The organism is Micromonospora sp. CNZ280 (assembly GCF_011759515.1).
The window spans coordinates 1098950-1125688 of the sequence record NZ_JAAOYP010000001.1 but is presented as its reverse complement, the minus strand read 5'-3'; the positions used below and the strand labels follow the sequence as shown (position 1 = coordinate 1125688).

General features: G+C 72.3%; 23 protein-coding genes. 11 read left to right on the top strand and 12 right to left on the bottom strand.

The annotated features are described in order from the left end of the window. Positions 1 to 57: 57 nt before the first annotated feature. A complete protein-coding gene (gene purN, locus FHX32_RS05310; RefSeq protein WP_167179722.1) occupies positions 58 to 678 on the top strand; it encodes a phosphoribosylglycinamide formyltransferase in 621 nt (206 codons plus the stop codon). After that, positions 675 to 2246 (top strand): bifunctional phosphoribosylaminoimidazolecarboxamide formyltransferase/IMP cyclohydrolase, encoded by a 1572-nt coding sequence (purH, locus tag FHX32_RS05305; protein ID WP_167179721.1) that lies wholly within the window; start codon positions 675 to 677, stop codon positions 2244 to 2246. The genes purN and purH overlap by 4 nt, the downstream gene beginning before the upstream one ends. A gap of 79 nt (positions 2247 to 2325) precedes the next feature. Here purH and FHX32_RS05300 read toward each other — a convergent pair whose 3' ends face one another. From FHX32_RS05300 to FHX32_RS05280, 5 genes are all read right to left on the bottom strand, one after another. After that, a complete protein-coding gene (locus FHX32_RS05300; protein WP_167179720.1) occupies positions 2326 to 3366 on the bottom strand; it encodes a dipeptide ABC transporter ATP-binding protein in 1041 nt (346 codons plus the stop codon). Then, entirely contained in the window at positions 3350 to 4387 is a 1038-nt protein-coding gene (locus FHX32_RS05295) for an ABC transporter ATP-binding protein (protein ID WP_167179719.1), read from the bottom strand. The genes FHX32_RS05300 and FHX32_RS05295 overlap by 17 nt, the downstream gene beginning before the upstream one ends. Before the next feature lie 7 nt (positions 4388 to 4394). Then, positions 4395 to 5345 carry an ABC transporter permease gene (locus tag FHX32_RS05290; protein ID WP_167179718.1) on the bottom strand — a complete coding sequence of 317 codons (951 nt, stop codon included), beginning with the start codon at positions 5343 to 5345 and terminating at the stop codon, positions 4395 to 4397. Positions 5346 to 5417: 72 nt separating this feature from the next. After that, entirely contained in the window at positions 5418 to 6356 is a 939-nt protein-coding gene (locus tag FHX32_RS05285; RefSeq protein WP_167179717.1) for an ABC transporter permease, read from the bottom strand. Positions 6357 to 6447: 91 nt separating this feature from the next. Further along, positions 6448 to 8052, bottom strand: a complete 1605-nt coding sequence (locus FHX32_RS05280; protein WP_167179716.1) for an ABC transporter substrate-binding protein — start codon at positions 8050 to 8052, stop codon at positions 6448 to 6450. A 415-nt stretch (positions 8053 to 8467) separates the two neighbouring features. Here FHX32_RS05280 and FHX32_RS05275 point away from each other — a divergent pair, with 415 nt between their 5' ends. Continuing rightward, complete coding sequence (locus tag FHX32_RS05275) at positions 8468 to 9328, top strand: bifunctional methylenetetrahydrofolate dehydrogenase/methenyltetrahydrofolate cyclohydrolase (RefSeq protein ID WP_167179715.1); 861 nt, start codon at positions 8468 to 8470, stop codon at positions 9326 to 9328. 132 nt (positions 9329 to 9460) lie between these two features. Beyond that, positions 9461 to 10411 carry a malate dehydrogenase gene (mdh, locus tag FHX32_RS05270; protein WP_167179714.1) on the top strand — a complete coding sequence of 317 codons (951 nt, stop codon included), beginning with the start codon at positions 9461 to 9463 and terminating at the stop codon, positions 10409 to 10411. Between the two features lie 132 nt (positions 10412 to 10543). On the opposite strand, the gene FHX32_RS05265 is transcribed toward mdh, so the two are convergent. Beyond that, the gene (locus FHX32_RS05265) at positions 10544 to 11359 is read right to left on the bottom strand and encodes an MBL fold metallo-hydrolase (RefSeq protein ID WP_167179713.1); all 816 of its coding nucleotides are present in this window, start codon (positions 11357 to 11359) and stop codon (positions 10544 to 10546) included. 160 nt (positions 11360 to 11519) lie between these two features. Between FHX32_RS05265 and FHX32_RS05260 the strand changes: the two genes are divergently transcribed. Further along, positions 11520 to 12737 carry an NADP-dependent isocitrate dehydrogenase gene (locus tag FHX32_RS05260; protein WP_167179712.1) on the top strand — a complete coding sequence of 406 codons (1218 nt, stop codon included), beginning with the start codon at positions 11520 to 11522 and terminating at the stop codon, positions 12735 to 12737. A gap of 449 nt (positions 12738 to 13186) precedes the next feature. Here FHX32_RS05260 and galT read toward each other — a convergent pair whose 3' ends face one another. The 4 genes from galT to FHX32_RS05240 all read right to left on the bottom strand — a co-directional run bounded on the left by galT (position 13187) and on the right by FHX32_RS05240 (position 17448). Next, entirely contained in the window at positions 13187 to 14263 is a 1077-nt protein-coding gene (galT, locus tag FHX32_RS05255; RefSeq protein WP_167179711.1) for a galactose-1-phosphate uridylyltransferase, read from the bottom strand. Next, positions 14260 to 15081, bottom strand: coding sequence for a DeoR/GlpR family DNA-binding transcription regulator (locus FHX32_RS05250; RefSeq protein ID WP_167179710.1), 822 nt, complete (start codon positions 15079 to 15081; stop codon positions 14260 to 14262). Before FHX32_RS05250 ends, galT begins: the two co-directional genes overlap by 4 nt. 114 nt (positions 15082 to 15195) lie before the next feature. After that, the gene (gene cysC, locus FHX32_RS05245) at positions 15196 to 16725 is read right to left on the bottom strand and encodes an adenylyl-sulfate kinase (protein ID WP_167179709.1); all 1530 of its coding nucleotides are present in this window, start codon (positions 16723 to 16725) and stop codon (positions 15196 to 15198) included. 162 nt (positions 16726 to 16887) lie between these two features. Beyond that, complete coding sequence (locus FHX32_RS05240; protein ID WP_167179708.1) at positions 16888 to 17448, bottom strand: DM13 domain-containing protein; 561 nt, start codon at positions 17446 to 17448, stop codon at positions 16888 to 16890. 473 nt (positions 17449 to 17921) lie between these two features. Between FHX32_RS05240 and FHX32_RS34420 the strand changes: the two genes are divergently transcribed. Next, entirely contained in the window at positions 17922 to 18101 is a 180-nt protein-coding gene (locus FHX32_RS34420) for a hypothetical protein (protein WP_208417959.1), read from the top strand. Here the strand turns inward: FHX32_RS34420 and FHX32_RS05230 are convergent. Next, entirely contained in the window at positions 18079 to 19593 is a 1515-nt protein-coding gene (locus tag FHX32_RS05230) for a glycosyltransferase family 2 protein (RefSeq protein WP_167179707.1), read from the bottom strand. The two genes, FHX32_RS34420 and FHX32_RS05230, sit on opposite strands and share 23 nt — an antisense overlap. Positions 19594 to 19816: 223 nt before the next feature. Here FHX32_RS05230 and FHX32_RS05225 point away from each other — a divergent pair, with 223 nt between their 5' ends. The 5 genes from FHX32_RS05225 (at position 19817) to FHX32_RS05205 (ending at position 24134) form a co-directional block, all read left to right on the top strand. Then, positions 19817 to 20731, top strand: coding sequence for an ABC transporter ATP-binding protein (locus FHX32_RS05225; protein ID WP_109903694.1), 915 nt, complete (start codon positions 19817 to 19819; stop codon positions 20729 to 20731). Next, positions 20724 to 21614 (top strand): ABC-2 transporter permease, encoded by an 891-nt coding sequence (locus FHX32_RS05220; protein WP_167179706.1) that lies wholly within the window; start codon positions 20724 to 20726, stop codon positions 21612 to 21614. The genes FHX32_RS05225 and FHX32_RS05220 overlap by 8 nt, the downstream gene beginning before the upstream one ends. Further along, positions 21611 to 22582 carry an ABC transporter ATP-binding protein gene (locus FHX32_RS05215; protein ID WP_486480917.1) on the top strand — a complete coding sequence of 324 codons (972 nt, stop codon included), beginning with the start codon at positions 21611 to 21613 and terminating at the stop codon, positions 22580 to 22582. The genes FHX32_RS05220 and FHX32_RS05215 overlap by 4 nt, the downstream gene beginning before the upstream one ends. Position 22583: 1 nt before the next feature. Next, complete coding sequence (locus FHX32_RS05210; RefSeq protein ID WP_167179705.1) at positions 22584 to 23294, top strand: ABC transporter permease; 711 nt, start codon at positions 22584 to 22586, stop codon at positions 23292 to 23294. A gap of 195 nt (positions 23295 to 23489) precedes the next feature. Beyond that, entirely contained in the window at positions 23490 to 24134 is a 645-nt protein-coding gene (locus tag FHX32_RS05205; RefSeq protein WP_167179704.1) for a hypothetical protein, read from the top strand. Positions 24135 to 24153: 19 nt separating this feature from the next. On the opposite strand, the gene valS is transcribed toward FHX32_RS05205, so the two are convergent. Continuing rightward, positions 24154 to 26718 carry a valine--tRNA ligase gene (gene valS / locus FHX32_RS05200; protein ID WP_167179703.1) on the bottom strand — a complete coding sequence of 855 codons (2565 nt, stop codon included), beginning with the start codon at positions 26716 to 26718 and terminating at the stop codon, positions 24154 to 24156. Positions 26719 to 26739: the final 21 nt, after the last annotated feature.

Below are 26739 nucleotides of genomic sequence, written 5' to 3'. Positions count from 1 at the left end.
GCGAATGTCGTGCGGCCCAGCGGGTGGGCGCGCTGACCTGCCGGATAGGGTGACCGGGTGACCGAGCCCGCGTCCGCAGCCCGCATCGTCGTCCTGGTCTCCGGCTCCGGGAGCAACCTCCAGGCGCTGCTCGACGCGTGCGCCGACCCGGCGTACGGCGCGCGGGTGGTGGCCGTCGGCGCCGACCGGCACGGCACCGGTGGCGTGCAGCGCGCCGCGGCGGCCGGCGTGCCGACCTTCGTGGACGAGCTGAAGACGTACCCCTCCCGGGAGGACTGGGACGCCGCGCTCACCGCGCACGTCGCCGAGCACCGCCCCGACCTGGTCATCTCCGCCGGTTTCCTCAAGCTGGTCGGCCCGCACTTCCTGGCCGCGTTCGGCGACCGTTACCTCAACACGCACAACACCCTGCTGCCGGCGTTCCCCGGCATCCACGGCCCGCGCGACGCCCTCGCCTACGGCGTGAAGATCACCGGGGCCACCCTCTTCTTCGTCGACGCCGGGATGGACACCGGCCCGATCGTCGCGCAGGTCGCCGTGCCGGTGCTCGACGGCGACGACGTGGAGACGCTCACCGAGCGCATCAAGGAAGCCGAGCGGCGCCAGCTCGTCGAGCAGGTGGGCCGGCTGGTCCGTGAAGGTTGGACGATCACCGGAAGAAAGGTCACGGTTCCGTGAGTTCCACTCAGGACGAGCGCCGCCCGATCAAGCGGGCGCTGGTCAGCGTCTACGACAAGACCGGCCTGGTCGAGCTGGCCCGGGCCCTGCACGCGGCCGGGGTAGAGATCGTCTCGACCGGGAGCACGGCGGCCACCATCGCCGGCGCCGGGGTGCCGGTGACCCCGGTGGAGACGGTGACCGGCTTTCCGGAGATCCTCGACGGCCGGGTCAAGACCCTGCACCCGAAGATCCACGGTGGACTCCTGGCCGACCTGCGCAAGGAATCGCACACCGCCCAGCTCGACGAACACGGCATCGCCGGGATCGACCTGCTGGTGTCCAACCTCTACCCGTTCCAGGCCACGGTCGCCTCCGGCGCGTCGGCCGACGAGTGCGTGGAGCAGATCGACATCGGCGGCCCGGCGATGGTCCGGGCGGCCGCCAAGAACCACGCCTCGGTCGCGGTGGTCACCGATCCGGCGGCGTACCCGGCGCTGCTGGCCGCAATTGACGAGGGCGGCTTCACGCTGGCCCAGCGCCGTGCCCTGGCCGCCCGTGCCTTCGCCGACATCGCCGAGTACGACGTGGCCGTCGCCGAGTGGTTCGCCACCACGCTGGCCCCGCCCGCCGACGGCTGGCCGCGGTTCGCGGGGCTGGCCCTGCGCCGCGAGGCGGTGCTGCGCTACGGCGAGAACCCGCACCAGGAGGCCGCCGTGTACACCGACCCGGCCAGCCCGGCCGGGCTGGCCCAGGCCGAGCAGTTGCACGGCAAGGAGATGTCCTACAACAACTACGTCGACGCGGACGCCGCCTGGCGGGCCGCGAACGACTTCCCGGACCAGCCGGCGGTGGCGATCATCAAGCACGCCAACCCGTGCGGGATCGCGGTCGGCGCGGACGTGGCCGAGGCGCACCGCCGGGCGCACGCCTGCGACCCGGTCTCCGCGTACGGCGGGGTGATCGCGGTGAACCGCCCGGTGAGCGTGGACATGGCCCGGCAGGTCGCCGAGATCTTCACCGAGGTGGTGGTGGCGCCCGGCTACGACGACGGCGCGCTGGAGATCCTCCAGGCCAAGAAGAACGTGCGGCTGTTGCGCGCGCCGGAGTACGCCCCGCTGCCGGCGGAGTGGCGGCAGGTCACCGGCGGCGTGCTGGTGCAGCTGCGGGACCGGATCGACGCCGCCGGCGACGACCCGGCCAACTGGCGGCTCGCCACCGGCGAGGCGGCCGACGAGGCGACCCTGCGCGACCTGGTCTTCGCCTGGCGGGCGGTGCGCGCGGTGAAGAGCAACGCGATCCTGCTGGCCCGGGAGGGCGCCTCGGTCGGCGTCGGGATGGGCCAGGTCAACCGGGTCGACTCCGCGCAGCTAGCGGTCAGCCGGGCCGGTGCGGACCGGGCGCGTGGCTCGGTCGCCGCGTCGGACGCGTTCTTCCCGTTCGCCGACGGTCCGAAGATCCTCATCGAGGCCGGGGTGCGCGCGATCGTCCAGCCCGGCGGCTCGATCCGCGACGAGGAGGTCATCGCCGCCTGCAAGCAGGCCGGCGTGACCATGTACCTGACCGGCACCCGCCACTTCTTCCACTGACCCGCAGCCCCTGCGGGGCACCGTCGATCATGAAGTTGTTTGCGCGGCGTACCGGCGTGTCGCGCCAACAACTTCATGATCAACGGCCTGCGGCGGGTGGGGCGGGAAGTTCGGCGAAGTGGCAGGCCGACGGGTGGGGGTCTGCGGCGCGGGGCACCGTCGCCGGGTCCTCGCGGGCGCAGACCTCCTGCGCCTTCCAGCAGCGGGTGCGGAAGTGACAGCCGGACGGCGGGTCCGCCGGGCTCGGCACGTCGCCGGTGAGCCGGATGATGGTGCCGGCGTCGCGGGCCTCCGGGTCGGGCACCGGCACCGCAGACAGCAGCGCCTGGGTGTACGGGTGGGTGGCGCGCTCGTAGATCTGTTCCTCGGTGCCGATCTCCACGATCCGGCCGAGGTACATCACCGCGACCCGGTCGGAGATGTGCCGGACCACCGACAGGTCGTGCGCGATGAAGATGTACGACAGCCCGAACTCGTCCTGCAACTGCTCCAGCAGGTTGATGACCTGGGCCTGGATCGACACGTCCAGGGCGGACACCGGCTCGTCGCAGACGATGATCTCGGGCCGCAGGGCCAGTGCCCGGGCGATGCCGATGCGCTGCCGCTGCCCGCCGGAGAACTGGTGCGGGTACCGGTTGACGTGCTCCGGGTTCAGCCCGACCACGTCCAGCAGGTCCTGCACCCGCTGCCGGCGGCTGCCCTTCGGCGCCGCGTCCGGGTGGATCTCGAACGGCTCGCCGATGATGTCGCCGACCGTCATCCGCGGGTTCAGCGAGGTGTACGGGTCCTGCATCACCATCTGCATGTTGCGCCGCAGCCGGCGCAGCTCGGCGCCCGAGGCGCCGAACAGGTCCTTCCCCTCCAGGGTGGCCCGGCCGGCGGTCGGCGTCTCCAGCCGCATCAGCAGCCGGGCCAGGGTCGACTTGCCGCAGCCGGACTCGCCGACCACGCCGAGGGTCTCGCCCCGGCGCAGTTCGAAGCTCACCCCGTCGACCGCCTTGACCGCGCCGACCTGCCGCTGAAACAGCACACCCCGGGTGATCGGGAAGTGTTTGACCAGGTTGTCGACCGAGAGGATCGTCTCGCCCCGGACCTTGGTCGGGCTAGCGGGCGCTGTCATCACGGACCTCCTGGGCGAAGTGGCACGCGCTGGTCCGGCCGTCGCCGAGCACCAGGTCGTGCGGCACCACGTCCACGCAGACCTGCTGGACGTACGGGCACCGGGGGTGGAACGGGCAGCCGCCGGGGATGCGCATCAGGTTGGGCGGCAGCCCCTTGATGGTGGCGAGCGCCTGGCCGCGCACGTCCAGTCGCGGTATCGACTCCAGCAACCCCTTGGTGTACGGGTGGGCCGGCGCCCGGTAGAGCGAGCGGACGTCGGCGTGCTCGACGATCCGGCCGGCGTACATCACCGCGATCCGGTCCGCCACGCCGGCCACCACGCCCAGGTCGTGGGTGATCAGGATCATCGCCATGTCGAGGTCGCGGCGCAGGTCGGCGAGCAGGTCCATGATCTGCGCCTGCACCGTCACGTCCAGCGCGGTGGTCGGCTCGTCGGCGATCAGCACCTTCGGGTTCAGGGCCAGCGCCATCGCGATCATCACCCGCTGACGCATGCCGCCGGAGAACTGGTGCGGGTAGTCGCCGAGCCGGTTGGCGGCGCCGGGGATCTTCACCAGGTCCATCAGTTCGACGGTCCGCCGGCGCGCGTCGGCCTTGGACATCCCGGCGCGTTGACGCATCGTCTCGCCGATCTGCCAGCCGACCGGAAAGACCGGGTTCAACGCGGAGAGGGCATCCTGGAAGATCATCGCGATCTCGGTGCCGCGTACCTGCCGGCGCTGCTCCTCGCTCATCGCGAGCAGGTCGCTGCCCTGGTAGCGGATCTCCCCGGAGCGGACCACCGCCGGCGGGGTGTCCAGGATGCCCATGATCGTCTGCGCGGTGACCGACTTGCCCGAGCCGGACTCGCCGAGTACCGCGAGCGTCTCGCCGGCGTCCAGGTGGTACGAGACGCCGTTGATCACCCTGGCGACGCCCTCACCGGTGCGGAACTCGACGTACAGGTCCCGCACCTCCAGCAGGTGCCCGCCCTCCGGGGTGGCCGAGGCGGGGGTGGGTTGGACGGTGGAGTGGCTCATGGGCGGGTCACCGCAGCTTCGGGTCGAAGGCGTCGCGGATCGCGTCGCCGAGCATGATGAACGCCAGCACGGTCAGCGCGAGGAAGGCCGACGGGACGACGAGCGGGGTCGCCGCCTCGCGCATGTGCACCCGGCCGGAGTCGATGTCGATGCCCCACGAGATGGTCGGCGCCCGCAGGCCGATGCCGAGGAAGCTCAGCGTCGCCTCGGCCGCGATGAACGAGCCGAGCGCGATGGTGAGCACCACGATGGCCGGAGCCAGCGCGTTCGGCAGGATGTGCCGCACCATGATCCGGCCGTTTCCGGCACCCAGCATCCGGGCGGCGGCGACGTAGTCCTGTTCCTTCGCGGTGATCACCGAGGAGCGGACCACCCGGGCCGCGGTGGTCCAGCCGAGCACCGCCAGTACGAAGATCACCGCGCCGATCCGGACCGTGGCGTTGTCGCTGCCCACCCGCTTGAGCAGCACGATCGCGGCGAGCAGCAGCGGGATGCCGAGCACGATGTCGATCACCCGGGACAGCACCGCGTCCACCCAGCGGCCGAAGTAGCCGGCCAGCATCCCGACCACCAGCGCGATCACCCCGGTCAGCAGCGCCGAGAGCGCGCCGACCAGCAGCGAGGCGCGGGCCCCGTACACCGCGCGGGAGTAGGTGTCGCAGCCCTGGAAGTCGAACCCGAAGATGGCCCCGCCGGACGGCCCGGCGTGCTGCCGGGAGAGCACGCAGTCGCGCGGGTCGTTCGCGGTGAACAGCCCGGGGACGGCGGCCATCGCGGCCACCAACACCACCAGCGCCAGGCTGATCCAGAAGATCGGGTTGCGGCGCAGGTCGCGCCAGGCGTCGCCGGCCAGGCTGCGGGGCTTCTGCGAGACCTGGCCCGGTGCGCCCGGCTCGCCCGACGGCCCGCGCCGCGCGGCCTGGTTCTCGGTGGCCGCCACGGTCTCGAAGTCACTCACGCCGGCACCTCGCTCCGCTCGGTCCCGGCGTGAGTGCCGAGGCACGCTGCGCTGATGGTTCGTTCGCTGCGCTCACTCATAGCGGATCCTCGGGTCGAGTACGGCGTACAGGACGTCCACCACCAGGTTGGAGACGAGGTACACCACGACCAGCACGCTGACGATGCCCACCACCAGCGGCCCGTCCTCGGTGCGGATGCCGCGGAAGAGGTTGAAGCCGACGCCGGGGATGTTGAACACGCCCTCGGTGATGATCGCGCCGCTCATCAGGTTGCCCAGCTCGACGCCGAGGAAGGTGACCACCGGGATGAGCGAGTTGCGCAGCACGTGGACGCTGACGATCCGCCGCCTGACCAGGCCCTTGGCCCGGGCGGTGCGGACGTAGTCGGCGCGCAGGTTCTCCGCCACCGAGGTCCGGGTCAGCCGCAGCGCGGTGGCCAGCGAGAGCGAGCCGAGCACGATGCCGGGCAGCAGCAGCGCGTACAGGTCGGGGTCGGCACCCGCGGTCGGCGGAAAGAGCTGCCACCGCACGCCGAGCAGGTACTGCGCCAGCGGGGCCAGCACGATGGTCGGGATGCCGAGTACCAGCAGGGTCAGCAGCAGGGTGGAGTTGTCGAAGACGCTGGCCCGCCGGATGCCGGCGAGCACGCCGGCGGTGACCCCGAACAGGATGGTGACCGCCATCGCGATCAGCGCCAGCTTGACCGTGACCGGCCAGGCGGCGGCGAGGATGTCGCCGATCGAGCGGCCGGTGAGGGACTGCCCGAGGTCGCCCTGGAGCAGGTTTCTGATGTAGTCGAAGTAGCGGTAGAAGAAGCCGCCGACCCCGGTGCGGTCGAGGTGGAACTTCTCCGTCAGGTATGCCCGCTGCGCGGCGGTGACCGGACGCTCGCCGGCGAGCGCCTGGATGGGATCGCCCTGGCCGGCGAACATCAGCGCGTACACGATCAGCGTGGTGCCGAAGAACGCGAGCACCATCTGGAGCAGTCGCCGCAGGATGAAGCGGAACATACTTGGCAGTCTTCCCGAAAAGGGGCGAAGACGTAGGCGGGTCGGGCCACCGTCCACCGGTGGCCCGACCCGTTCCGCTGCCGTGCTGTTGTTAGTTCACGGCCTCGATCTTCAGCAGGTCGACCCGGTCGAAGAGATCCATCTCGACGTTCTTGACCTTGGTCGAGTGCCCGAAGTTGTTCTGGCCGTACCGGAGCGGGATCACCGGCATGTCCTTGGCCAGCAGATCCTCGGCCTGCTGGTACTTCTTGATCGCCGCTTCCTCGGTCGGGGCGCTGGCGCCCTCGGCGAGCAGCTTGTCGAACTCCGGGTTGCTGTAGCCGTAGTAGTTCGACGAACCGTTGGTGCTGTACAGCGGGCCCAGGTAGTTCTCCATGGACGGGTAGTCCATGACCCAGCCCATCCGGAACAGGCCGACCGGCTGCTTGGCCTTGACCTTGGTCAGCAGGTCCGCGAACTTCGGCTCGGCGGTGCCGACGCACTCCACGCCCAGGTTGGTCTTGAGCTGGTTGCAGGTGGCGTCGACCCAGTCCTTGTGGCCACCGTCGCCGTTGTACGACAGCTCGATCTTCGACGGGCCGCCGGCGGCCTGGTACAGGGCCCTGGCCTTGGCCGGGTCGAACGTGCCGGCCGCGCCGATGGTGTCCGCGCGGTAGCCGCCGACCACCGGCGACACGAACGAGCGGGCCGGGGTCTGCGAGTCCTTGAAGATCGACTTGGTGATCTCGTCCCGGTCGATCGCCATCGAGATGGCCTTGCGCACGTCCGGGTTGCTGTACTCCTTCTCGAAGGTCGGGAAGGCCAGGAACTGGAACGACGAGGCCGGGCTCTGCTGGTACCGGTCACCGAGGTCGGTGGCGGCGGTCGACAGGTTCTCGGTCGGGATCGTCTTGATCACGTCGAGGTTGTCCGACAGCACGTCCGCGTACGCGGCGGTGAGCTGCTGGTAGATCCGGAACTCGACGCCGGCCACCTTCGGCTTCTCGCCGGGGAAGGCGTCGTACTTCTCCACCTCGACCTTGGCGTCGTGCTGCCAGGTGCCCTTCATCTTGAACGGGCCCTGACCGATCGGCGCCTGCTCGTAGCCCTCGGCCAGCACGCCGGGCGCGGAGAACGCGGCCTTCGGCATGGGGTAGAAGGCGGTGTAGCCGAGCATCGACTTGAACTCGCTGTACGGCTGGGACAGCGTGACGGTGAAGGTCAGGTCGTCGACCTTCTTCAGGCCGGCGAGCGTCCTGGCCTTCGGCGTCTCGCCCTGCAGGTCCTCGTAGCCGGCGATCTTCTCGAAGAAGTAGCTCGAGTTCTGGCCGTTCGGGGCGTACGCGCCGTAGTTCCACGCGTCGATGTAGTTGTCGGCGGTGACCTTCTCGCCGTTGTGGAAGGTGTAGCCGTCCTTGAGCTTGACCGTCCAGACGGTGTTGTCCGACGACGTCACGGACTCGGCCGCCACCTCGTACGGCTTGTTGGCCTCGTCGTAGTCGACCAGCGGGCTGAACAGGGCGGCGAGCACCTGCGAGCCGCTGGTCTCGTTGGTGTTGGTGGGCACCAGGTGCTGCGGCTCGGCGATCTCGATCCGCACGGCCGCGTCGGGGTTGCTGCTGCCGGATCCACCACTGCCGCCCGAGCCGCAGGCCGCCAGGCCCAGGGTCACCGCGAGCGGGAGGGCGGTCCAGGCGGCGAGCCTACGAACGCGCATTGAGCCTCCTCATCTCCTCACGCAGCGCAGTCAGGCCCGACGCTGGGTTGACGCTGCGCAACGTTGGGCAACGGTAGGCCGGGCAATCGGCTTCGACAACGATGCGATAACGGTCGGTGCCACCACCCCTTGCCCGGTTGATCCGACCCTGCTAAAGGAATGGCCGTTCCGTCGGTGCTGATCTGCGATCCTTGTCCACCCGTCCGGTGGGTCGAGAGGCATCTGCGCCCTGGCTGGGGCGTCTGTCCGGCGCGGAAGAGAGTGGGTGCGTCCGTCCGGATCCGGTTATGACGCGATTCACAGCCAATTACCGATAGTGATTGGAGATCCGTGACTCACCGTTACCAAGGATCGGGTATGACCCGTTGATCGAGGTCATCGGCTCCGAGGCCGTCCGCCGTGAGACGATCTGGGCGTGACGGCGACGCTTCTGGACGGCAAGGCAACCGCTGCCGAGATCAAGGACGAGCTGCGGGTGCGGGTGAAGGCACTGGCCGAACGTGGCATCACCCCGGGGCTGGGCACGGTGCTGGTCGGCGCCGATCCGGGTTCGCAGGCGTACGTCGACGGCAAGCACCGCGACTGCGCCGAGGTGGGGATCGCCTCCATCCGCCGGGAACTGCCCGCCGACGCGACCCAACAGCAGGTCGACGAGGTGCTCGCCGAGCTGAACGCCGACCCGGCCTGCCACGGGTACATCGTCCAACTGCCGCTGCCGGCCCAGCTGGACACCCAGCGGGTGCTGGAGCTGATCGACCCGGAGAAGGACGCCGACGGCCTGCACCCGGTGAACCTGGGCCGGCTGGTGCTCGGCTACGACGCCCCGCTGCCGTGCACCCCGCGCGGCATCGTCGAGCTGCTCCGCCGGCACGACGTGGCGCTGCGCGGCGCGAAGGTCGCCGTGGTCGGCCGGGGCAACACCGTCGGGCGCCCGCTCGGCCTGCTGCTCACCCGGCGCAGCGAGAACGCCACCGTGACGCTGTGCCACACCGGCACCCTCGACCTGGCCGCGCACACCCGGGCCGCGGACATCGTGATAGTGGCGGCCGGGGTGCCCGGGCTGCTCACCGCGGACATGGTCACTCCAGGTGCGGTGGTGGTCGACGTGGGCATCACCCGGGTGATCGGTCCGGACGGCAAGGGCCGTTACACCGGCGACGTGGCTCCGGAGGTCGCCGAGGTGGCCGGGGCGCTGGTGCCGATGCCGGGCGGTGTCGGCCCGATGACCCGGGCCATGCTGCTCACCAACGTGGTCGAGCGCGCCGAGCGGGGCTGACCGGCTGCGGCCTCCGGCCCGGCGGAACGGCTTCCGCCCATCGGGGTCATAACCGTCCGCCCCTGGCCGGATCGGTGCCAGGATGACTGATACGGTCCGGAAAACCGACTGGTATCAGGGAGTGGGACGACCATGGGTAAGAAGGTCACTGTCGTCGGCGCCGGCTTCTACGGCTCGACCACCGCACAGCGCCTGGCCGAGTACGACGTCTTCGACACCGTCGTGATCACCGACATCGTGGAGGGCAAGCCCGCCGGTCTCGCCCTGGACCTCAACCAGTCGCGTGCCATCGAGGGCTTCGAGACCAAGGTGGTCGGCGTGACCACCGGCCCGAACGGCGAGGGCTACGAGGCGATCGAGGGCTCGGACGTCGTGGTCATCACCGCCGGCCTGCCCCGCAAGCCGGGCATGAGCCGGATGGACCTGCTGGAGACGAACGCCAAGATCGTCCGCCAGGTGGCCGAGAACGTCGCCAAGTACGCCCCGAACGCCGTCGTCATCGTGGTCTCCAACCCGCTCGACGAGATGACCGCGCTGGCCCAGATCGCCACCCAGTTCCCGCGCAACCGGGTGCTCGGCCAGGCCGGCATGCTCGACACCGCCCGGTTCACCAACTTCGTGGCGGAGGCGCTGAACGTACCGGTGAAGTCGGTGAAGACGCTGACCCTCGGCTCGCACGGCGACACCATGGTGCCGGTGCCGTCGAAGAGCACGGTGAACGGCAAGCCGCTGCGCGACGCGATGCCGGCCGAGCAGATCGAGGAGCTGGTGGTCAAGACCCGCAACGGTGGCGCCGAGGTGGTCGCGCTGCTCAAGACCGGTTCGGCGTACTACGCCCCGTCGGCCGCCGCGGCCCGGATGGCCAAGGCGGTCGCCGAGGACTCCGGCGAGGTCATGCCGGTCTGCGCCTGGGTCGACGGCCAGTACGGCATTTCCGGCGTCTACCTGGGCGTCGAGGCCGAGATCGGCGCCGAGGGTGTCAAGCGGGTCGTCGAGACCGACCTGGACGCCGACGAGCTGGCCAGCCTCAAGGAGGCCGCCGAGGCCGTCCGCGCCAAGCAGGCCGACGTCGCCAACATGTGACCTGAGCACCACCACCCGCGAAGGGGCATGCCGGATTCCGGCGTGCCCCTTCCGCGTCTCCGCCCCCGCCTCTTTCCGTCGATCATGAAGTTGTTGCCCCCGCGCCGGAGTGTCGCGGCAACAACTTCATGATCAACGCGCCGCCAGGGGGAGGAACGGGGGGTTCAGGTGGGGGGTGGCCAGGAGTGTGGGGGCCTGTGCCGAGAGGGTGCGCAGGACGGTGGTGCGGGAGGTGCGGGCGGTATCCGGGTCCATCTCGTGGGCGTACGCCAGGGTCGGGTCGACCAGTTGGACGGCGTGCACCAGCAGGTCGCCGGTGAGCAGCAGGCGCTCGGGCCCGTCGTCGAGCAGCACGCACTGGTGCCCGGGGGTGTGCCCGGGTGTCGGCAGCAGCCGTACGCCCGGGCCGATGGTGGCCTCGCCGTCGACCACCCGGAGCTGGCCGGCGGCGCGCAACGGCGCGACCAGGCCGGCCGGCAGCCCCGGGTTGATCGACTCGATCGCGTCCAGCTCGGCCCGCTGGACCAGGTACTCGGCGTTCGGGAAGTACGGCGTGCCCGGTGAGCCGGTGACCGCCCAGCCGATGTGGTCGCTGTGCAGGTGGGTGAGCACCACGGTGCGTACGTCGGCCGGGTCGATGCCGGCGGCGGCCAGCTCGGCGGGGAGCCGGCCCGGCACCGGCGCCCAACTGGCCGCGGGGGAGCCGGCCGGGCCGATGCCGGCGTCGACCAGGGTGACCGGACCGTCCCCGGCTCGGAGGGCGAAGCTGCGGAAGCGGAGCCACCACCGCCCGTCGGTGGTGACCGAGTCCGGGTCCCGCCGGTCGGCCGCACGCCACTGCTCCGTCGTGGCGTGCGGGAACGCCTCCTCGCGGGGCTGGAAGAACGGCCCCTCGCCGTCGGTGAGCGCGGTGACCGTGATAGACCCGAGGGTGCGGTTCGGCGGCATCGGGCGATGGTGCCACCGATCCCGTGGTCGGGCATCCCCGTTTTCCCGCGCCCGCATCCGGGCTGGTCAGCGCGCCGACGGAGGCCGGGTGGGGAACGCCAGCCGGTTCCAGTACGCTCGTACTGCTTGAGCACGTGTCCCCCGAGAGGAGCGCCGGCCGATGGCGAAGATCAAGGTAAACAACCCGGTCGTGGAGCTCGACGGCGACGAGATGACCCGGATCATCTGGAAGCAGATCCGGGAGCAGCTGATCCTGCCCTACCTCGACGTCGACCTGCACTACTACGACCTGTCGATCCAGCACCGCGACGAGACCGACGACCAGGTCACCGTCGACGCCGCCAACGCCATCAAGGAGCACGGCGTGGGCGTCAAGTGCGCGACGATCACCCCGGACGAGGCCCGGGTGGAGGAGTTCGGCCTCAAGAAGATGTGGCGGTCTCCGAACGGCACCATCCGCAACATCCTCGGTGGCGTCGTGTTCCGCGAGCCGATCATCATGTCCAACGTGCCGCGGCTGGTCCCCGGCTGGACCAAGCCGATCATCATCGGCCGGCACGCCCACGGCGACCAGTACAAGGCCACCGACTTCGTCGTCCCCGGCCCGGGCACGGTGACCATCACCTACACCCCGGCCGACGGCTCCGCCCCGATGGAGATGGAGGTCGCCAACTTCCCCGGCGGCGGCGTCGCCATGGGCATGTACAACTTCGACGAGTCGATCCGCGACTTCGCCCGCGCCTCCATGCGGTACGGCCTCGACCGCGGCTACCCGGTCTACCTGTCCACCAAGAACACCATCCTCAAGGCGTACGACGGCCGGTTCAAGGACATCTTCGCCGAGGTGTTCGAGAACGAGTTCAAGGCCGAGTTCGAGGCCGCCGGCATCAGCTACGAGCACCGGCTGATCGACGACATGGTCGCCGCGGCGCTCAAGTGGGAGGGCGGCTTCGTCTGGGCCTGCAAGAACTACGACGGTGACGTGCAGTCCGACACCGTCGCGCAGGGCTTCGGCTCGCTGGGCCTGATGACCTCGGTGCTGATGACCCCGGACGGCCGTACGGTCGAGGCCGAGGCCGCGCACGGCACGGTCACCCGGCACTACCGGCAGTACCAGAAGGGCGAGAAGACCTCGACCAACCCGATCGCGTCGATCTACGCCTGGACCCGGGGCCTCGCCCACCGGGGCAAGCTGGACGGCACCCCGGCGGTCACCGAGTTCGCCAACACGCTGGAGCAGGTCATCGTGGACACCGTCGAGGGCGGCCAGATGACCAAGGACCTCGCGCTGCTCATCTCGCGGGACGCCCCGTGGCTGACCACCGACGAGTTCATGAACGCGCTCGACGAGAACCTGGCGCGCCGCCTCGCCGCCTGAGTCGTCGACCAGCACCACCCGGAAGCCCGTCGGCACCCGCCGGCGGGCTTCCGCCGTCCCGGGGCGGGTGCTCGACCTGGCGTGGAGCACGCCGCCGGCCCGGCCGGCGCGGCGGCGTGTCGCGGCACGACACGCACGCAGCGTCACCAACGTCGGCGCGCCTCGTTGACCTGGGTGGACGAGATGCCAGTCGCGTCCAGGAGGGTTGACGCGGTCGCCTCGCGGCAGAGTGCCGATCAGCCAGCCTTCCCGGCTGTCGTGCACAGCCAGCCGTCCCTTCCCTGCGGGGGGCCCTGTCCCGGGCCCCCCGCGCCCTGTCCCGGGCCCCCCGCGCCCTGTCCCGGGCCCCCCGCGCCCTGTCCCGGGCCCCCCGCGCCTTGTCCGGACCTTCCGCTGACGGCCAGGCTCGTCAGGTGCGGGCCGGGCCCGTCATGCGGCGGCCAGGCCCGTCAGGCGGCGCGGAGCAGTTCGGCGGCCCGCTCCGGGGCGATGTCGTTGATGAACACACCCATCCCCGACTCCGAGCCGGCCAGGTACTTCAGCTTGTCCTTCGCCCGCCGGATGCTGAACAGCTGCAGGTGCAGGTGGCCCAGCTCGCGGTCGACCCGGACCGGGGCCTGGTGCCAGGCGGCGATGTAGGGCATCGGCAGGTCGAACAGCGCGTCGAAGCGGCGCAGCAGGTCCAGGTAGAGCTGGCCGAACGCGTCCCGCTCCGCGTCGTCCAGCGCCGGGATGTCGGGCACCGGCCGGTGCGGGGCGACGTGCACCTCGAACGGCCAGCGGGCGGCCGCCGGGACGTACGCCGTCCAGTGCTCGTTGGTCGCGACCACCCGCTCGCCGGCGGCCCGCTCCGCGGCGAGCACGTCCGCGTAGAGGTTGCCGCCGCCGGTGCGCTCGGCGTGCCGGCGGGCGGCGGCCAGCAGCGACCGGGTACGCGGCGTCACGAAGGGGTACGCGTAGATCTGGCCGTGCGGGTGGTGCAGGGTCACGCCGATCTCCACGCCCCGGTTCTCGAAGCAGAACACCTGCTCGACCCCGGGCAGCTCGCCCAGCGCGGTGGTCCGGTCCGCGAGCGCGTCCAGCACGGTACGGACCCGGCTCGGCGGCAGGCTGGCGAAGGAGGCGTCGTGGTCGGCGGTGAAGCAGACCACCTCGCAGCGCCCCAGCCCAGGGCGGACCGGGGTGAACGGGGTGATCTGGCCGGGCTCGTCGGCCACCCGGCCGCTCAGCGACGGGAAGCGGTTCTCGAAGACCACCACGTCGTAGTCCGGCGCCGGGATCTCGGTGAGCCGCTCACCGACGGACGGGTCCAGCGGGCACTCGTCCGCCGGGGGCAGGAACGTGCGGGTCTGCCGGTGCACGGCGACGGCCACCCACTCGTCGGTGAGCGGGTCGTGGCGCAGCTGCGAGGCGGCCGGGAGCGGGGGCAGCTCCCGGCGGTCCGGCTGGTCGCGGACCGCGTCGTCCCGCTCGTCGAAGTAGATCAGCTCGCGGCCGTCGGCCAGCCTGATCGCGGTGCGCTTCACTCCGCCACCTCTTCACTCGTCGGGGTGGTCGTCCGTGCCCCGGCCGTCCCGGAAACCGTCACCAGCTCACCCACCCGCTCGGCGAGCACCCGGCGGGCGTCGACCGGCAACCGGTCGTCGCTGATCAGCACGTGGGCGGCGGAGAGCTCGACGATGGAGGAGATGCCGACCGTGCCCCACTTGGTGTGGTCGGCCAGCACCACCAGCCGGTCCGCCGCCGCCACCAGCGCCCGGTCGGTCTCGGCCTCCATCAGGTTGGGGGTGGTGAAGCCGGCCCGCTCGCTGATCCCGTGTACCCCGAGGAAGAGCAGGTCCAGGTGCAGCGAGCGGATCGCGGCCACGGCCAGCGGCCCGACCAGCGCGTCCGACGGCGTACGCACGCCGCCGGTGAGCACCACCGTCTGGTCGGAGCGGCCGCCGGCGTGCAGGATCTCGGCCACCGGCAGGGAGTTGGTCACCACGGTGAGGCCGGGCACGTCGACCAGCCGGCGGGCCAGCTCGGCGGTGGTGGTGCCGGCGGAGAGGGCGATCGCCGCACCGGGCCGGACCAGTTCGGCGGCCCGGCCGGCGATGGCGGCCTTCTCCGGCAGCTGCCGCACCGACTTGGCCCGGAAGCCGGGTTCGTCGGTGGAGCCGGGGCCGGCCGTGGTGGCTCCGCCGTGCACCTTGGCCAGCAGGCCGCGGTCGTGCAGCGCCTCCAGGTCGCGTCGGATGGTCATGTCCGAGACGCCGAACTCGGCGGCCAGCTCGGTGACCCGGACCCCGCCGGTGCTCCGCACCCGGTCGAGGATGGCCGCCTGCCGCTGCTGGGCGAGCATCGCGCCGCACCTCCCGCGCCAGCCGCGTACTCTCACGCGGTCGAACGTGTTCCAACAAGAATGAACACTAGCGCGTACGGCTCGACCCCGGGAGGGAACCCCGGCAGCGGGTGATCAGGTGGACTGGAGCCGCGGCTCGACCCAGCCCGTCTCCGTCAGGTGGTGCAGCACCGCCTGCACCGCCTCGTCGACGGTCAGCTCGGTGGTGTCGATGACCAGGTCGGCATCGGTCGGCTCCTCGTACGGGTCGTCGACGCCGGTCATCCCGGTGAGCAGACCGGCCCGGGCCCGCGCGTACAGGCCCTTGCGGTCGCGCTGCTCGCAGACCTCCAGCGGGGTGGCGACGTGCACCAGCAGGAAGCCCGCCCCGGCCGCCAACGCCATCTCCCGGGCGGTCGCCCGCGCCTGCGCGTACGGGGCGATCGGGCAGCAGATGCCGACTCCCCGATGCCGGGCGATCTCGGCGGCGACCCAGCCGATCCGGCGTACGTTCAGGTCCCGGTCGGTCTTGCTGAAGCCCAGGCCGGCGGAGAGTTCCCGGCGCACCACGTCGCCGTCGAGCAGGCTGACCGTCCGGTCGCCCTGCTCGCGCAGCGCGTCGGCCAGCCCGCGGGCGATGGTCGACTTGCCGGAACCGGAAAGGCCGGTCAGGAAGACCACCAGGCCCCGGTGTCGCCGGGGCGGCCGGGCCCGGGCCAGCTCCTTGGCGACCGCCGGCGGCGTGTGCCACTCCGGCAGCGGGAAACCGCGGTCGAGCAGGTCGTCGATCTCGGCCTGGGTGAGCGCGAGCCGCCGGTTGCGCGGCGGGATGTCCTCCCGCCAGCGCCATTGCCCGTCCCGGTTGTCGTAGGCCAGTTCCCGGGGCACCAGCACCCGCAGCCCGGCCCCGGAGAGCATCTCGCCGGTGGAGAGCAGGTGGGTCACCCCGTACGCGGCGGAGACCCGGGCCCGCAGCAGCGCGTCGCTGATCTCGTCGCGGCGGCGGGACAGCGGCACCGCCACCAGCGTGGCCGGCGGCATCCGGTCGCGGGCGGCGAAGATGCTGCGCACCAGCGCCTCCGGCGGCAGCCCGCCGGTGCCGTCCTCGCCGACCGGGATCATCACCAGCAGGTGCGCGGCCAGGGTGCGGGCGGCGTGCGCGATCTGGGCCAGCTGCGGCCGGTGCAGCGGCCGGTCGGCCACCACCCCGAGCACCCGGCCCGGGGGCAGCAGCGCGCGGACCTCCTCCGGAGTGCGGCGCAGCCGCTGGAACGGACCGTGGCCGCCGTCGCCGAGCCGGCGTACCGTGCCGCCGACGCCGGCCACCCCGTCGCGCACCTGCCAGGCGTCGGCCACGTCCAGCGCGGCCACCGGGGCGCCCTCGCCGTCGGTGAGCACCAGCACCCGGCGCGCCGGGTCACGCGGGTCGAGCCCCTGGGCCAGCGCCGCGGGCACCTGGAGGGTCACCGCGACCTGCCACGGGGTGTCGTCGGCGAGCCGGCCGCGGCGGCTGACCGAGACCAGGTCGGCGCGGGTCATGAAGCCGGTGAGCGGGGCGTACGCCCCGATCAGCAGCAGCTCCAGATCGGCCAGCTCGCCGGGCCGCGGTGTGTACGCCGGCGCGTCCCGCAGCACCTCGTCGGGCAGCACCCATCCGTTGCTCATCAGACCCCCAACCCGCTGACCGGCACACAGTTTCTCAGTCGACCGTGAATCGGTCGAGAGCGCCACTCCACTCCCGCCGGGTCGGCGGGCGCGACCGGCCGGTGGGTGCGGCGACCCGGTCGGGTGGGGGTGCGGTGACCGGGGGCCGGTGCGGTGCGGGGATCAGCCGGCGGGGTCCAGCGGCGCGGCGCCGAACGAGACGGCGAACCGCTTGCACCAGATGGAGACGCTGGTCAACCCGGCCAGGTCGACCCCGGCCGGGATCGGGTAACCCTGGTCGCCCCGGTTGCCCTTGAGCCGGCCCAGCTCGACCCAGCGGCCGTCGTCGAAGACCCGCCACCCCGCGGTGCCGGTGCGCACCGGCTGGTCGGTGAGCCAGACCCGCAGGTCCGGCCCGTTCGACGTGTCCAGCCCGACCAGTTCCAGCCGGTGCCGGCCGTCCGCGCCCCGGACGATCCGGGCGGTGCCGGAGGTGTCGTGCTCGTGGGTGACGAACGCGCCGCTGCGGATCACCGTCGGCCCGATGGGCGGGGATGCCGGGGCGTCGGCGGGGACCGCCGGCCCGCTCGGCGCGGCGGTGGCCACCACCGACAGTTCCTCGTCGACCTCGGTGTCGGTGACCAGCTTCCACGGCTGGAACCACCAGAGGCCAAGGGCGGCTCCCGCGCCGACCGCGGCGAGCACCAGCCAGGTCAGGGGCGTACGGAACAGGCGGCTGCGCATGGCGTCCAGTCTCGCCGCCGGCCGGCGGGCGGTCACCGGGTCGACCGGTTACGGGACCCTTACCGATCCCGCCGAACCGTCTCCCGCAGATCCCGCCGGACCGGGCCGCCCCGAGCGTCCATAGCTCGTCCACAGGTCGTTCACATGGCCTTCGCATCCTGGTCGGTTCCCTTCCACCGGTCCGCACCGAGTGACGACCGGAGGAAGGTCCGTGCGACCACGGTTCACCCGTTCCACCCGTCCGCCTGACCGGGCCGCCGAGGCCGGCGCCGCCCCGGCGGCCGGACGTCCGGCGAGCCCTCGCCGCGACGCGGAGCAGGCCGGTCACGCGCTGCGCGCGCCGAGCAGGCTGCACGCCGTCAACCGGTACGAGATCAAGTACCTGGTCGACACGGCCCGGGCGCCGGCGCTGCGGGAGCAACTCGCCGCCCGACTGGCGCCGGACAGCCACGGCGCCCGACGGCGGGTACGGCGTGTGGAGCGTCTACTGCGACACCGCCGGCCTGTGGTTCTACTGGGAGAAGGTCGAGGGGCTGCGGGGGGTGGACGTCGCGGCCGTGGACCGCGACGCCGGCCAGCTGCGCACGCTGATCCAGCAGCGCACCGAGAGCCTGCACGACGGCGAGGTGATCACCGGGGGAGGCGGCGGCTGACCGCCCAGCGGGCCCGCCACCACAGCCCAACCCGGTCGCGCACCACCGGTCGGCCACCGTTGGCGGCGAAGTGCAGGACGAGCGCCAGGGGGGTGTCCACGGTCCACCCCGCGCTGGTGATCCGGGCCTTGAGGAACCAGGTGCCCTTCGTCCGGCCGGAGTTGAGCCGGTCGAGGTCGATAGTGGCGGTGGCGTGGTGGACGAGGTGCAGCGTGCCGCCGTCCGCGGTCACCTTCTCGGCGTGGAAGGTGACCGGCAGGAAGACCTCCTCGTTGGTCTCCCGGCGCCGCGCGATCAGGTCGAGCCGGCTCTTGTCGAGCGTGCCGGTCGAGTCGCTCAGCGCCGGGTCGACGTCCGTCACCGGCAGCACCAGCACCTCCCGGCCGCCGTCGGCGGCGAAGGTCACCGGTCGGCCCCCGGACTCCAGGTGGGCGGAGACGGCGACGGTGAGGGTCGAGCCGCTCAGCTCACGGCGGTCCACGGCGCCGGTGGCCGCGATGCCCGTCTCCCACTCGGCCAGCCGGCGCAGATCCTCGACCCGCCCGTGCTCGGCGAGGTGGGCGGCGACCCGCTGCAGAGGCGGCAGCCCGGCGGCGACGCCGGGCGCGAAGCGTTCCCGGATGATCTGCCGTACCTCGTGGGCGACCTGGTCGGCCCACTCCGGCGGGGCGTCCAGCAGCCGCCGCCGGCGCAGCCGGTTGAGCATCTCGTGGCGCAGCCACCGTCGGTGCAGGCGGTCCCGCACCTCACCCGGCGGAATGTGCGCGTCGACGATGTCGAGCGCCTCGCGCAGGCCGGCGAAGTAGCTGGCCGGGTCGAAGAACTTCTGGGCCGTGACGTTGCCGGCGTCCTGGCGCCGCCGGTGGTGGTAGCAGGTGTAGTCGGCCAGGACGCAGGTCCACCGGGAACGCAGGTAGGCCCGGACGACCATCCGGTGGTCCTCCAGCCGCAGGTGCGGCCCCTCCGAGAAGCGCAGCCGGTGTTCGTCGAGGAAGGACCGCCGGAACAGCTTGTGGCAGGTCAGACTGTCGATCAGCGGCGAGTTCGCGAGCGTGGCATCGAAGCGGTTGCGGCGAAACAGCTCGCGAGGCACCCGGCGGCGGTGCCCGGCCATCTTGCCGACCACCACGTCGGCGTCGTGCTCCGTCGCGCAGTCGTGCAGGCGTTCGAGCGCCTCGTCGCCGAACCAGTCGTCGTCGTCGGCGAAGAAGACGTACTCGCCCCGGGCCCGCTCGATGCCCAGGTTGCGCGGTCGGGACGGCCAGCCGGAGTTGGGGATGTGCAGCACGTGGAGGTGCGGGTGCGCGGCGGCCAGCTCGTCCAGCCGGGCGGGCGTGCCGTCGGTCGAGCCGTCGTCGACGAAGATCACCTCGAACTCGCCGGGTGGCAGCGACTGGCGCAGCAGCGAGGCGACCAGCTTCTCGATGTGCGGTCCACTGTTGTACACCGGAACCACGACGCTGACCCGCGGGGTCCTGGAGTCGAGAGTCATGCTTCCTCCGGTGGGCTCGTCACCGCTCAGGTCGCGCCGCCCGCGGGCGACGCCGGCGGTGCCTGGTTTCGGACAGCCGCAACGATCGGCACCATTCTGGTCGCGGTGTCGCCGGCTGTGGGGGCGGGGCGTCCGGACCCTAGGGGACCCCGGCGACAGAATCAGGGGAGCGCCAGGGGTCCACCAGGCCCGCGGCGGGCGCGGAGTGCCTACGCTGGGCGGCGTGACACTCATCGCGACCGAGTCGCTGACCAAGACGTACGGGGGTGGGGTCACCGCGCTGGCCGACCTGACCGTCGCGGTCGAGCCCGGGATCATCGGCCTGGTCGGCGCGAACGGCGCTGGCAAGTCGACGCTGATCAAGATCCTGCTCGGCCTGCTCGCCCCGACCAGCGGCCGGGTGCGGGTGCTGGGCCTCGACCCCACCACCGAATCCGCGGGCGTCCGCGCGCGGGTCGGCTACATGCCCGAGCACGACGCCCTGCCGCCCGACCTCACCGCCGCCGAACTGGTCACCCACCTCGGCCGGATCAGCGGCCTGCCGCGTACGGTGGCCCGCGAGCGGGCCTCCGAGGCGCTGCGGCACGTCGGGCTCTACGAGGAGCGCTACCGCCCGGTGGGCGGCTACTCCACCGGCATGAAGCAGCGGGTGAAGCTCGCCCAGGCGCTGGTGCACGACCCCGACCTGCTGCTGCTCGACGAGCCCACCAACGGCCTCGACCCGGCCGGCCGGGACGCCATGCTGGCCCTGGTGCACCGGATCGGCACCGAGTTCGGCATCTCCGTACTGGTCTGCTCGCACCTGCTCGGCGAGGTGGAGCGGATCTGCGACACCCTGGTCGCCATCGACGGCGGGCGGCTGCTGCGCGCCGACCACATCTCCGCCATGACCTCGGCCACCGACGTGCTCGCCGTCGAGGTCAGCGAGGGCACCGAGGAACTCGCCGCCCGGCTCGCCGCGCTGCGCCTGCCGGTCCGCCGGGACGGGCGGCTGCTGCTCGTCGAACTCGCCGACGACGCCACCTACGACCTCATCCTCGGCGCGGTCGCCGAGCTGGACCTGCCGCTGCACCGGCTGGACCAGCGCCGGCACCGGGTGGCCGAGCTCTTCGCCACGAGGGAGCCCAGCCATGCCTGAGCCCACCGGCGTCATCCACGACATCGGATACCAGCGCTACACCGGTCCCCGGCTGGGGCGCCGCCAGGTCTTCGGCGCGCTCTACCTGCACGGCCTGCGCACCGCCTTCGGCCTCGGCCGCAGCGCCAAGGCCAAGATCTTCCCCTGGCTGGTGGTCGGCATCGTCACCGTGGTGGCCGCCGGCGCCACCGCCGTCCGCAGCCAGATCGGCGAGGTGGTGATGACGTACGCCCAGTTCGCCGACAACATGAGCTGGCTGGTCATCTTCTTCGTCGCGGTGGTCGCCCCCGAGCTGGTCTCCCGGGACCTGCGCAGCGGGGTGCTGCCGCTCTACTTCTCCCGGCCGCTGCCCCGGTCGGACTACCCGCTGGCCAAGCTGCTGGCGATGACGACCGCGCTCTGGTTGCTGCTGGGCGCGCCGCAGCTGGTGATGTTCCTGGGCGCCGCCTTCACCACCGGCGACGGCATGCGCGGGGTCTGGAACGAGCTGCTCGACCTGCTGCCCGGGCTGCTCTACGCCGGGCTGTGGGCGGTGGTCTTCGCCTCGATCGGTCTGCTGGTCGCCTCGCTCACCGGCAAGCGGGCCTTCGCCGCCGGCGGCATCGTCGCGGTCTTCCTGATGACCACGCCGATCGTCGCCACCCTGTCGGTCATGCCGTCCCGGGCGGTGAACGAACTGGCCTTCCTCGCCTCGCCGTCGACGCTGGTGCAGGGCGTGGGGGTCTGGTCCCTCGGCGACCTGCTGATCACCGAGGACGGCGCGGGCCAGGCCGAATCGCTGATCGGCGACTTCGGACCGGTCTACGCGGTCGCCGCCGTGTTGCTGGTGGCCGCCTGCGTCACCCTGCTGCTGGCCCGGTACCGGAAGGTGGCCGCCCGATGAGCACGACGAGTGCCGACACCCGGCCCATGGCGGCCGGCGAACCGTCCGCCCCGACCGTGAGCACCCTGGAGCTGGCCGGCGTCTCCCGCTGGTACGGCAACGTGGTGGCGGTCAACGACGTGAGCATGAGCCTCGGCCCGGGCGTCACCGGGCTGCTCGGCCCGAACGGCGCGGGCAAGACCACCCTGCTGCACATGATGGCCGGCTTCCTGGCCCCGTCGCGCGGCGCGGTCACCCTGGACGGCCGGCCCACCTGGCGCAACCCCGACGTCTACCGGCGACTCGGCCTGGTCAGCGAGCGGGAGGCGGTGCACGCCTTCCTCACCGCGCACGAGTTCGTGCTGGCCAGCGCGAAGCTGCACCGGCTCCCCGACCCGGCGGAGGCGGCCCGGCGGGCGATCGCGCTGGTCGAGCTGGAGAGCGCGCAGGACCGCCGGATCGGCACGTACTCCAAGGGCATGCGGCAGCGCGCCCGGGTGGCGGCGGCGCTCGTGCACGACCCGCAGGTGCTGCTGCTCGACGAGCCGTTCAACGGGATGGACCCGCGCCAGCGGCTGCACATGATGGAGCTGCTGCACCGCCTCGGCGACGCGGGCCGGACGATCCTGTTCAGCTCGCACATCCTGGAGGAGGTCGAGCAGGTCTCCGGCACGGTCCAGGTGATGGTCGCCGGCCGGCTGGCCGCCTCCGGCGACTTCCGTACCATCCGCCGGCTGATGACCAACCGGCCGCACGTGTTCGCGGTGCGCTCCACCGACGACCGGGCGCTGGCGGTCGCGCTGATGGCCGAGGCGTCGGTGACCGGCGTCGAGCTGGACCGCACCGGGCTGACCGTGCGGGCCGGCGACTACGGCGCGTTCACCCGGGCGCTGCCGCGGATCGCGCTGGCCAACGGCATCCGGGTCCGGCAGCTGGTGCCCGAGGACGAGTCCCTGGAGAGCGTCTTCTCCTACCTGGTGGAGGCCTGACATGTCGACCGTTTCCTGGATCACCGCGCGGGGACTGTTCGGCCGTCGCCGGTTCCTCCTGCTGCTGCCGCTCCCGGTGGTGCTGGTGCTGCTCGCCGTACTGTCCCGCGCGCTCGGGGTGGACCCGGGCGAGTGGGGCCCGGCGGTGCTGGTCGGCCTCGGGCTGGCCGTGGTGCTGCCGGTGGTGGCCCTGATCGTCGGCACCGGCGTGCTGGGCGCCGAGATCGACGACGGCACCGTGGTGCACATCCTCACCAAGCCGCTGCCGCGCTGGCAGATCGTGCTGCCGAAGCTCGCGGTGGCCACCGGGGTCAGCGCGGTCACCGTCGCGGTGCCGCTCTACGTCGCGGGCGTGCTGGCCGATTCGGTACGCCTCGGACTCGCGCTGGCCGCCGCCGCGTCGGCCGGGGCGCTGGCCTACTCGGCACTGTTCGTGGCGCTCAGCCTGGTCACCCGGCGACCGGTCCTGCTCGGCCTGGTCTACGTGCTGATCTGGGAGGGGCTGCTGGGCAACTTCGTCAGCGGCACCAAGGTGCTCTCCATCCAGCAGTACGTGATCGCCCTCGCCGACCGGCTGGCCCCCACCGGGCTGTTGGAGGCGGACGTCTCGGTGCCGGTGGCGGTGGTGATGACCACGCTGATCAGCGTCGGCTTCACAGTGCTGGCGATCGACCGGCTGCGCTCGTTCAGCGTGGCCGGCGAGACCAGCTGAGCGGCGCCGGCCACGTGCCCGTCACGCGGCCGGGGCGGCATGGTTCCACGAGCGTGATACCGCGGAGTCAGGACGATCCCGCGGTATCACGCTTGCGCCGTACGGGCTGGTCACCGGGGGCGTCCGGTGAACCGGTGGGCGGATGGTAGGGCTGGCCGGATGGACCGGGCCGGCCCGGTCGGCGAGGCTGGACGGGTGAGTGCAAGAGCGGGACACGTCCTGCCGCGCCGGCCGTACCCGACCGCGCGGCACTGGCTGGTGAGCCTCGCGGCGGCCGGGCTGGCGGCCGCGGTGACCACGACGGCGGCGCAGGGCAGCGGTCACTTCCACTGGTGGGCCGGGTTCGTGCTGATCCCGGGCGCGCTGATCGCGGCCACCGGCGGGCCGCTGCTGGCCCGCGGCGGCGGGCGGGCGTTCGCCGGGTACGTGGTCGCCTGCGTCGGCACGCTGGTCTTCGCGGTCGGTGCGCTGCTGATATTCGGCGTGATGGGCCGGGGCTGGCCGACCATGATCATCCTGCCCTGCCTGGCGGTCGCCGGCACCTACCTGTGGCGGCCGGCGCATCCGCTGGCCCGCGGGCTGCACCGGGCCGCCGCCCTGCTGGCCCTGGCCGGCGCCCTGCTCGGCGGTACCTTCCAGCTGATCCGGGCCGGTCTGGTGGACTTCGGCGACACCGGCTGGTGGGGCGCGTACCTGATGCTGGCCGGGGTGATCGTGCTCGGCAACGCGGTCGAGCTGACCCGGCACCGGATGCCGTACCGGCTCCAGGCGATCACGCTGCTGGTCGGCCCGGCCGTGATCTCCTTCCTGCTCGGCCTGCGCTTCCTGCGCGGCTGGTGAACCCGCGGCGGGGTCGCGGTCAGAACGCGCAGGCGATGACGAGTTCGGGCGTACGGTCGGGGAGCAGGTCCAGTTTGCTGATCCGGCCGGCGGCCCGCAGGTCGTCGGCGACCAGGGTCAGCTTCTCCAGCAGCGCGGCCGGGCCGAGCGCCTCGGCCAGCGGCACCTCCGACTTCATCGACAGCTTCCGTTCCGACTTGGCCCGCCGCACCTGGCTGAGCGCCTCGCCGGCGAGCCGCAGCAGCTCCGGATCGCCCTCGCCCTGGATCGCCCGGCCCACCTCGTAGGTGGTCGGCCACGGCGCCCGGTGCACCGAGCCGTACCGCCACCAGGACCAGACCTCCTCGGTCACGAACGGCAGCACCGGGGCGAAGAGCCGCAACTGCACCGACAGCGCGTTGGCCAACCCGGCCCGCGCCGACTCGGCCCCCGGCCCGGAGCCGTAGGCGCGCTCCTTGACCAGTTCGATGTAGTCGTCGCAGAACCGCCAGAAGAACGCCTCGGTGACCTGCAACGCCGCCGTGTGGTCGTACGCCTCCAGCGCGGACGTCGCGGTGGCGACCAGGCCGGAGAGTTCGGCGAGCATGGCGCGGTCCAGCGGCTCGGTCGCCGAAGCGCGCAACGCGTCGGCGGCGCCCAACCCGAGGGCGAACCGGGACGCGTTGAGCAGCTTGGTGGCGAGCCGCCGGCCCACCTTGATCTGTGCCGGGTCGAAGGCGAGGTCCATGCCGGGCTTGCCGTTCGCCGCCCAGTACCGCACCGCGTCGGAGCCGTGCTGCTCCAGCAGCGCCATCGGGGTGACCACGTTCCCCTTGGACTTCGACATCTTCTTCCGGTCCGGGTCGAGGATCCAGCCGGAGAGCACCGCGTCCCGCCAGGGCAGCACGCCGTGCTCCAGATGGGCGCGGACCACCGTGGAGAAGAGCCAGGTCCGGATGATCTCCTGACCCTGCGGGCGCAGGTCCATCGGGAAGACCCGAGCGAACAGGTCCGGGTCGGTCTCCCAGCCGCCGACGATCTGCGGGGTGAGCGACGAGGTGGCCCAGGTGTCCAGCACGTCCGGGTCGCCGACGAAGCCGCCCGGCCGCCCGCGCTGGGACTCGTCGAACCCGGGCGGGGCGTCGCTGGACGGGTCGACCGGCAACGCGGACTCCGCCGGCGTGAGAGGCTGGGACCAGTCCGGCTCGCCAGCGTCGTCGAGCCGGTACCACACCGGAACCGGCACGCCGAAGAAGCGCTGCCGGCTGACCAGCCAGTCGCCGGTCAGGCCGCTGACCCAGTGCTCGTAACGGTGCCGCATGTGCTCCGGCACCCAGCGCAGGTCACGGCCCCGGGCCAGCAGCGCGTCGCGCAGCGCGTCGTCCCGGCCGCCGTTGCGCAGGTACCACTGCCGGGTCGAGACGATCTCCAACGGCCGGTCGCCGCGTTCGTAGAACTTCACCGGGTGGGTGATCGGCCGCGGCTCGCCGACCAGCTCACCCGCGTCGGCCAGCAGCTCGACGATGGTCCGTCGGGCGCCGTTGACGGTCTGCCCGGCCAGCGCGGCGTACGGCTCGGCCGGCACGCCGGCCGGCGGTTCGGGCAGCAGCCGGCCGTCCCGGCCGATCACCACCCGGGTGTCCAGTTGGAGCTCGCGCCACCAGGTCACGTCCGCCAGGTCGCCGAAGGTGCAGACCATCGCGATGCCGGTGCCCTTCGCCGGGTCGGCCAGCGGATGGGCGCGCACCGGCACCTCGACCGCGAAGAGCGGGCTGCGCACGGTGCCGCCGACCAGGTCGGCGTAGCGCTCGTCGTCGGGGTGGCAGACCAGCGCCACGCAGGCCGGCAGCAGCTCCGGGCGGGTGGTGTCGATCAGCACCTCGCGCCCGCCCGGCCCGGCGAACCGCAGCCGGTGGTACGCGCCCGGACGCTCCCGGTCCTCCAGCTCCGCCTGGGCGACAGCGGTGGCGAACCCGACGTCCCAGAGGGTCGGCGCCTCCGCCTGGTACGCCTCGCCCCGGGCCAGGTTGCGCAGGAACGCCCGCTGCGAGGTGGCCCGGGCCACCCGGCCGATCGTGGTGTACGTCAGCGACCAGTCCACCGACAGGCCGAGCCGGCGCCAGAGCGCCTCGAAGACCTGCTCGTCGGCGACCGTCAGCCGCTCGCACAGCTCGATGAAGTTCTGCCGGGAGATCGGCGTCGGGTCGCGGCGGGCGGCGTCGCTGACCGGGGTGGCCGGTGGCCGCCGGCCCGGGTCGTACGGCAGGGCGGGATCGCAGCGTACCCCGTAGACGTTCTGCACCCGCCGTTCGGTGGGCAGGCCGTTGTCGTCCCAGCCCATCGGGTAGAAGACTGCCCGGCCGCGCATCCGCTGGAACCGGGCCACCAGGTCGGTGTGCGTGTACGAGAAGACGTGCCCCATGTGCAGCTCGCCCGATACGGTCGGCGGCGGGGTGTCGATCGCGTAGACGTCCGAGCGCTGCTTCGAGCGGTCGAACGCGTACGTGCCGTCCTCCTGCCAGCGGCGCGCCCAGGTCTCCTCGAGCCCGTCCAGGGTGGGACGCTCGGGGACGCCGGCGCGGGCCGTCCTCGCCGTATCGGTCATCCGTCGATCGTAGGCAGCAGC

Coding starts and splice junctions, on each gene's coding strand:
- FHX32_RS05300 (WP_167179720.1), bottom strand. CDS start 3,366: ATGACAGCGCCCGCTAGCCCGACCAAGGTCCGGGGCGAGACGATCCTC.
- FHX32_RS05295 (WP_167179719.1), bottom strand. CDS start 4,387: ATGAGCCACTCCACCGTCCAACCCACCCCCGCCTCGGCCACCCCGGAG.
- FHX32_RS05285 (WP_167179717.1), bottom strand. CDS start 6,356: ATGTTCCGCTTCATCCTGCGGCGACTGCTCCAGATGGTGCTCGCGTTC.
- FHX32_RS05280 (WP_167179716.1), bottom strand. CDS start 8,052: ATGCGCGTTCGTAGGCTCGCCGCCTGGACCGCCCTCCCGCTCGCGGTG.
- mdh (WP_167179714.1), top strand. CDS start 9,461: ATGGGTAAGAAGGTCACTGTCGTCGGCGCCGGCTTCTACGGCTCGACC.
- FHX32_RS05265 (WP_167179713.1), bottom strand. CDS start 11,359: ATGCCGCCGAACCGCACCCTCGGGTCTATCACGGTCACCGCGCTCACC.
- FHX32_RS05260 (WP_167179712.1), top strand. CDS start 11,520: ATGGCGAAGATCAAGGTAAACAACCCGGTCGTGGAGCTCGACGGCGAC.
- FHX32_RS05250 (WP_167179710.1), bottom strand. CDS start 15,081: ATGCTCGCCCAGCAGCGGCAGGCGGCCATCCTCGACCGGGTGCGGAGC.
- cysC (WP_167179709.1), bottom strand. CDS start 16,725: ATGAGCAACGGATGGGTGCTGCCCGACGAGGTGCTGCGGGACGCGCCG.
- FHX32_RS05240 (WP_167179708.1), bottom strand. CDS start 17,448: ATGCGCAGCCGCCTGTTCCGTACGCCCCTGACCTGGCTGGTGCTCGCC.
- FHX32_RS05230 (WP_167179707.1), bottom strand. CDS start 19,593: ATGACTCTCGACTCCAGGACCCCGCGGGTCAGCGTCGTGGTTCCGGTG.
- FHX32_RS05220 (WP_167179706.1), top strand. CDS start 20,724: ATGCCTGAGCCCACCGGCGTCATCCACGACATCGGATACCAGCGCTAC.
- FHX32_RS05215 (WP_486480917.1), top strand. CDS start 21,611: ATGAGCACGACGAGTGCCGACACCCGGCCCATGGCGGCCGGCGAACCG.
- FHX32_RS05210 (WP_167179705.1), top strand. CDS start 22,584: ATGTCGACCGTTTCCTGGATCACCGCGCGGGGACTGTTCGGCCGTCGC.
- valS (WP_167179703.1), bottom strand. CDS start 26,718: ATGACCGATACGGCGAGGACGGCCCGCGCCGGCGTCCCCGAGCGTCCC.